Raw genomic sequence first — 6,124 nt, forward strand, 5'->3', positions numbered from 1 at the left:
CGCTGGGGCTGCCGATGCTGCCTCCATCGGTGATAATATTCCTACTCTTACATCTTTTCCCACCGCAGTAGGTGCCGACCATGCCGGATTTTCTGCCCTACGCCTACTTTCAGGGCCAGATCGTCCCCTTTGCCGAGGCGAAGATCTCCATTGCCACCCATGCTCTGCACTACGGGACGGCAGCCTTTGGCGGTCTACGCGGGATCCCCGACCCGCAAAATCCGGATCAGGTGCTGGTGTTTCGTCTCGATCGCCACTGCCGACGGCTGAGCCAGAGTGCTCGCCTGCTCTGCTTCGATCTGCCCGCCGAGAAGATCGAGCAGGTGATCATCGAGCTGATCCGCAAAAATCGCCCCTCCACCTCTTTCTACATCCGCCCCCTGGTCTACACCTCCGACCTGGGCATCTCGCCGCGGTTGCACAACATCGAGAAAGACTTTTTCGTGTACGGGTTGGAGTTGGGAGACTACCTCTCACCAGAGGGAGTCACCTGCCGCATCAGCTCTTGGGCCCGCCAAGAGGATCGCAGCCTGCCGTTGCGGGGCAAGATCACCGGCGCCTACATCACCTCTTCTCTGGCCAAAACTGAGGCAGTGCAGTCCGGCTATGATGAGGCCATTTTGATGAACTCCCAAGGCAAGGTAAGCGAAGCCTCGGGCATGAACATCTTCATCGTGCGCAACGGCGTGCTGATTACCCCCAGCTTTGACCAAGACATCCTGGAAGGGATCACCCGCGACAGCGTTCTCACCCTGGCCCGCGACCTGGGGATCCCCACCCAAGAGCGGCCGGTCGATAAGTCGGAGCTGTTGATTGCCGAGGAAGCCTTCCTCACCGGCACTGCCGCCAAGATCACCCCTATTCGCCAGATCGAGCAATACGTCTTGCCCCCCTCCCGCCCCATCACCGAGCAGTTGCGGCAGAAGCTGACGGCCATCACCGAAAATCGGGATCCCGCTTACGCCCATTGGGTGAAGGTGATCCCGCTGAAAGAAAGCTAGACCCTCAGGTTGCCATCGTCAGGCCGGTCGATGGGAAAAGAATCAATATAGTTAGAATTGAGCAATCCAGACTGCGGGAGAGGGATCCCTTGCACGAGATTTCTATTACCTGGGCCGACTACCACCGCAAAATCGAAGAGCTGGCCGTCAAAGTTTACGAAAGCGGCTGGGAGTTTAACCAAATTGTCTGCATCGCCAAAGGGGGGCTGCGCATCGGCGATACCCTGGCCCGTCTCTTCGACCTCCCCCTAGCCATTCTCGCCGCTTCTTCTTACTCCGGCCCTGGCAATCGCCAACGGGGGCAACTGACCTTTTCGCGGGATCTGGCCATGACCACTGCCAACCTGGGCAGCCATGTGTTGCTGGTGGACGACCTGGCCGATTCTGGCATGACCCTGAAGCGCTCCGTCCACTGGCTTAAGCACCACTACGGCTTTTACATCGAGGAAATCCGCACTGGCGTACTCTGGTACAAAGCGGCCTCTGTCTACCAGCCCGACTACTACGTGGACTACCTGCCCGATAACCCCTGGATCCACCAGCCCTTCGAGCCCTACGAGCAGATGACGCCCCAGCAGTTGATGGAGTCGCTGCGTTCTTCGGGTTAGCTTGGTCCTCTGCGAGTCTACAAATTCACCCTTGTGATGTCTCTATCTAGACGGCAGCTCAAAGCGAGGTACCCTATCTAAGGCAGGGCGGACCCCAGCAGGGATCTGCTCGTGAGCAAGAGGATAGTGGTAGTTGACCTGAGCCAGCAGCCGTTTCCACTGCTCCGAGTTGAGAGTTTTGACCAGAGAAATAGACGGCTCTTCCTTTAACTCGTAACCTGAATCGGTTAGTTTGAGGGTAACGTTAGCCGCTGCCGTTTCCAGAATTGACTCGGCCATTCCATAATCTAGCTCTGCGGATACAATCAAGGCATAATCCTGAGGGATCGGGCTAAGCAGAATAAACTCCAGTAAAAGCTCCAGACTGGAAATAGTCGCTTCTTGGAAACTGGGATCCCAATCGGGAAACAGAGCTAAACTAACTTTGCCCAAGCAAACTCTAGAAACTGGGAAACTTGGCTTTTCTTGGGATAGCAAAATTGGGTTATTTTCCCCGGGTGTAAACCAAGCTCCGGTGTGATCAATTATGTGGATGTGAAAGAACGACTGTATTTCCTGCTCAAAGTCATGAACTGCCTGCCTGCAACTTTCCCAAAGACCATAGCCCTCAATCTGGATCAGACCTTTTGAGCTAACCTGACTGTATAAGTTGCGAAGTGCATTTATAGTTGACTTGTAGTCGCCATTGGCATGAATATAAAGCAATGCAACTTCCCCAACTTCCTTTAAGGAAGCAGCTAGGTTACTCTCAGACAAAGTAACTGGAATAATACATTCCCCAACTTCAAGCTTTTCACCCAAATGTTGTAAGCTTTCGTCTGTTCTAGTACTTGCCTTATCTGCTTCTTTATCAAGATTTTCTTCAAAGAGGACGTAGACTTTGCGGGGTCTATGGCTGTGGTGCCTAATCACCCAAGCTAGTAAAGCGGAGCTTCCTCCTTTCCCATACTCTACAAAATTTCCCGGGATATCTTCTTGACAAATCTTTTTGGCAGATAGATAAAGCTCCAAGAAGTACTCCGACTTTGAGAGAGTAGGCAAACGTAGGGCTTCGCAAGCAACTTGAAAATCTAAATCTTGGTTAGCTTTATTTTTTTTCTTCAGATAGCTATTAACGCACCAAGTGAAGTTTGATCCAAAAAAATCACAGTAACTTCTATCTATTTCGTATCTATCAGGATATTTCGACAAAAACTCTCTGACTGCACGCTTCGGTCCGCCATTATAAAGGATATCTTCTCCCATATCAGAGACGATCGCATCCTCAATAATAATATACTCTCCTGGTAGGAGATGTTGGTGGAAAAACTCAAGAACCTTAATTGTAGTTTCGTACTGATGGTCAGCATCTTCAATTACAAGTAATGGCCTCGGTAGTCTAGAGAGGAAAAAAGGTGACAGTATTGCTTCAAGCTCACGCCCATTTCCTCTAAGATAGGTTACTTTTGGATGAGATAAACTCGTGACTCGATTTACATCAATAGAGTAGATGTGTGCACCTAAGCCAAAACTACTCAAAATATCTCCCAACCATAGAGCACTTCCACCACAATACGAGCCAATCTCAATGATCGTTCTCGGCTTAACTTGCCAAATCAAGAGAGGATAAAGAGCTATGTCGAAAGGATTTTTAGTTGTAGGAATACCTTTGTATGAGTAAGCTAAACTCCCGCGTTGTATAGAGTTCATGACATCCTTTGGAAGACCGGTTTTCCAATCTTGGAGCATTACAGGATCAAACCCACTAATGCAATAATCTCCGAGATGCTCAGGTAACGTCCAGTGCACATTTGGATCTGGCATATGCTCAACTGGTCGAACATTACCTCGCCAGGCTACGCCCATAATCTGCATAGTTTGATAGATCATTGTTTTCCAACCACGATCCTTCAAGTAGTTTAAGCCTTCAGCTACACTTGGCAAAACAAGATTGTGAAAAAGAACTAAGCAGTCTTCAGCAGCATATCTTTCTACTACTCGAGTATCCTGCAGGGGGGCAGGAGATTCACAGTTTCCATCAATAAAAATTAAAGACCAGCGACGGTTAGTTTGCAAGGCAATTTCTTCCACTTTCTTTGGACTATAGCCAGGATGTAAGTTAACGTTGGAGCGAACTCCTGCTAGGCATAAGGACTGCTCCACACTTTCATAGACTACTGGGTCAAATAGGGCAGGATCCACGACGTCAAGGACAACTCCACCTGCTGCAAGGTGAGCAGTTGACCAACCTAGCCAGCAGCCGATTTCCAGTGCAGATTTACCTTTAAGTTCGAGAGCAGTGTTGTAGAGAATGTGGGCTTCATCTCGACTGACAAAATTAACTGAAGGATTGCGGCAATCTACGTAACAAAGGTGAGGAATATGTCTGCGCAGGTAAGACGGGAAGCGTTGATCCGCATTACCAACTCGCATATTAGGGAAGCAATGATCTAAATAGATTTTCTGAAAGGAGGTACTAACGTAGTCATGCCTAGCAATGCTCTCTGTCATTTGGCTACACAGTTCTCATGGTTTCTCCTTACAGCGTAAACCACTAGACTTGTGCGGTCAAGCTTGCTCGCTCAGAAACGTAAGTTTTTCCTCAAAGAGATCTGGCCATGACCACTGCCAACCTGGGCAGCCATGTGTTGTTGGTGGACGACCTGGCCGATTCTGGCATGACCCTGAAGCGCTCCGTCCACTGGCTTAAGCACCACTACGGCTTTTACATCGAGGAAATCCGCACTGGCGTACTCTGGTACAAAGCGGCCTCTGTCTACCAGCCCGACTACTACGTGGACTACCTGCCCGATAACCCCTGGATCCACCAGCCCTTCGAGCCCTACGAGCAGATGACGCCCCAGCAGTTGATGGAGTCGCTGCGTTCTTCGGGTTAGTTAATTTTGCTCAAGGCTTGCTTCTTCAAGGAATTTGGTAAGTCTAGGCTGGTATCATATCTGCCACTTTTTCCAAGCTTGAGGGGTGGATTGCGATGATATTTAAGGCGGAAACTGGATATTGCTGGGGTTTAACTTTGGTGAGTTTATTCAGGAAACGGTTGTAGGTATAAAACCCATATCCTAGCGACTCCAGGATCTTCGCGGTAGCAGATCCCGTAACTTTAGAACCGCTGATATTCTCAAAAATAACAATAGGCTGGGTGGCAGCAACCAACTCTAGCGCGCCGGATATGACCTGCTCTTCGGCGCCTTCTGCATCGATCTTGATGAGATCGATTTGCGGCTTTCCCTGCGAGCGCCAGATAGAATCCAAAGTAGTAAGACTTACTACTTTTTCATCTCTTGATCTTTGTTCTGACACTGGCCCTGAAGCACTGATGGAGTTAAATACGGTAGCCCTTTCTTCCTGAAATTGGACGGTACCCTCATGGTCTCCAGCAGCAGACTCAACAAGGGAAACAATATTGTCTAGGGAGTTAGCACTGATTGTCTTTTGCAGGTGTTGAATGCAGGAAGGTGTCGGCTCAACTGCAATCACACTGCCTGCCGGGCCGACTCGGCGTGCAGCAAGAAAAGTGTACACCCCAACATTAGCGCCCACATCAATAACATTCATGCCTGCTTTTAGGAAGTGACGGCAGAAATCCACTTCTTCCTCAAACCACTCCCCTTGGGTAAGTAGGACTCGGGTCACGATACTTGAGAATGAAGGTTCTAGTGAAAGCCTACAATTTTCGTAGTCGAGATAAAGATCCGGCTGGCCAGGCAAAGAAGCTGTGCGCACTTGGTGTACAACTTCCCACATCGCAATTTGCTTGACTAGGCCTGCTAATTGATGGTTTGGATCGAGACTGAGCACACGGTTGATTGGCACTAGCCCTTCTATCTTTCTCTGCGAGAGGAGCTCAACTCCCACCGCCAAGGCTGCCTGTGTGTCATCTGGGTTTATAGAATAAGTCAGGTTCCAAAACCTCATAGCTCCTGGGCTATATACAACCCCAATGTGGGCGGCCATCCACTTAGCTAAATAGTATAGGTAGGTATGTTTTGTAGAAGCAGCGGGATCCGAAAAACCTTCGCTTTGAACCCAAATGGGAACATCTGTCAACTGGGAAGGTTGCAGATCCTGGGCTTCCGTACACAAAAACTCCAGTAGAGCATAGGCATCCTCAAAAGCGCGAGAACGATCTCCCAATACCAATAGGGCATGGATTCGGTTTAGCCAACAGGGAACATGATAGGGATCCCTTGCCAGACCTCTTCGCCACAAAGATAACGCTTCTTCCCAAGTAGATTGCCGTGCTGAAACGGAAGCCTCGGCGCCTAGGGAACGGATGAGCTGGATCCCTGCTTGATTCCATTCGTCTGGGCTGGAGTACAAGTCGTTAGGGTGAAAGACATAGGCTTCATGAGGCTTGCCTTCCAGAATGTGGAAGAAGGCAGCTTCCATGCTGCGGGCATGCTCGCGCGGATCCCAAATTATCGACCAGCGGCGAGAATCTTTGATTTGCTTTTTAATTCGGTTGAGTTGCTCCGGATTGTTGCCCAGTTGGATCCCACGTTGGATAAACTCTTC

The 6,124-nt window shown here is 49.6% G+C and carries 5 protein-coding genes; 3 read left to right on the forward strand and 2 right to left on the reverse strand.

The window, feature by feature from the left end:
- Positions 1 to 80: 80 nt before the first annotated feature.
- Together NW858_RS11765 and NW858_RS11770 are read left to right on the forward strand one after the other, a co-directional pair.
- Entirely contained in the window at positions 81 to 1,001 is a 921-nt protein-coding gene (locus NW858_RS11765) for a branched-chain amino acid transaminase (RefSeq protein WP_414520568.1), read from the forward strand.
- Between the two features lie 89 nt (positions 1,002 to 1,090).
- Complete coding sequence (locus NW858_RS11770) at positions 1,091 to 1,609, forward strand: phosphoribosyltransferase (RefSeq protein WP_414352298.1); 519 nt, start codon at positions 1,091 to 1,093, stop codon at positions 1,607 to 1,609.
- A gap of 42 nt (positions 1,610 to 1,651) precedes the next feature.
- On the opposite strand, the gene NW858_RS11775 is transcribed toward NW858_RS11770, so the two are convergent.
- Positions 1,652 to 4,099, reverse strand: a complete 2,448-nt coding sequence (locus tag NW858_RS11775) for a class I SAM-dependent methyltransferase (RefSeq protein ID WP_414520569.1) — start codon at positions 4,097 to 4,099, stop codon at positions 1,652 to 1,654.
- A 107-nt stretch (positions 4,100 to 4,206) separates the two neighbouring features.
- Here NW858_RS11775 and NW858_RS11780 point away from each other — a divergent pair, with 107 nt between their 5' ends.
- On the forward strand, positions 4,207 to 4,485 hold the full coding sequence (locus tag NW858_RS11780; protein ID WP_414348864.1) for a phosphoribosyltransferase: 279 nt from the start codon (positions 4,207 to 4,209) through the stop codon (positions 4,483 to 4,485).
- 43 nt (positions 4,486 to 4,528) lie between these two features.
- On the opposite strand, the gene NW858_RS11785 is transcribed toward NW858_RS11780, so the two are convergent.
- Positions 4,529 to 6,124 (reverse strand): FkbM family methyltransferase (locus NW858_RS11785; protein WP_414520570.1); only part of this gene is annotated, 1,596 nt, incomplete at its 5' end.

The organism is Synechococcus sp. H55.10, from assembly GCF_047502715.1.
Taxonomy (GTDB): Bacteria; Cyanobacteriota; Cyanobacteriia; order Thermostichales; family Thermostichaceae; genus Thermostichus.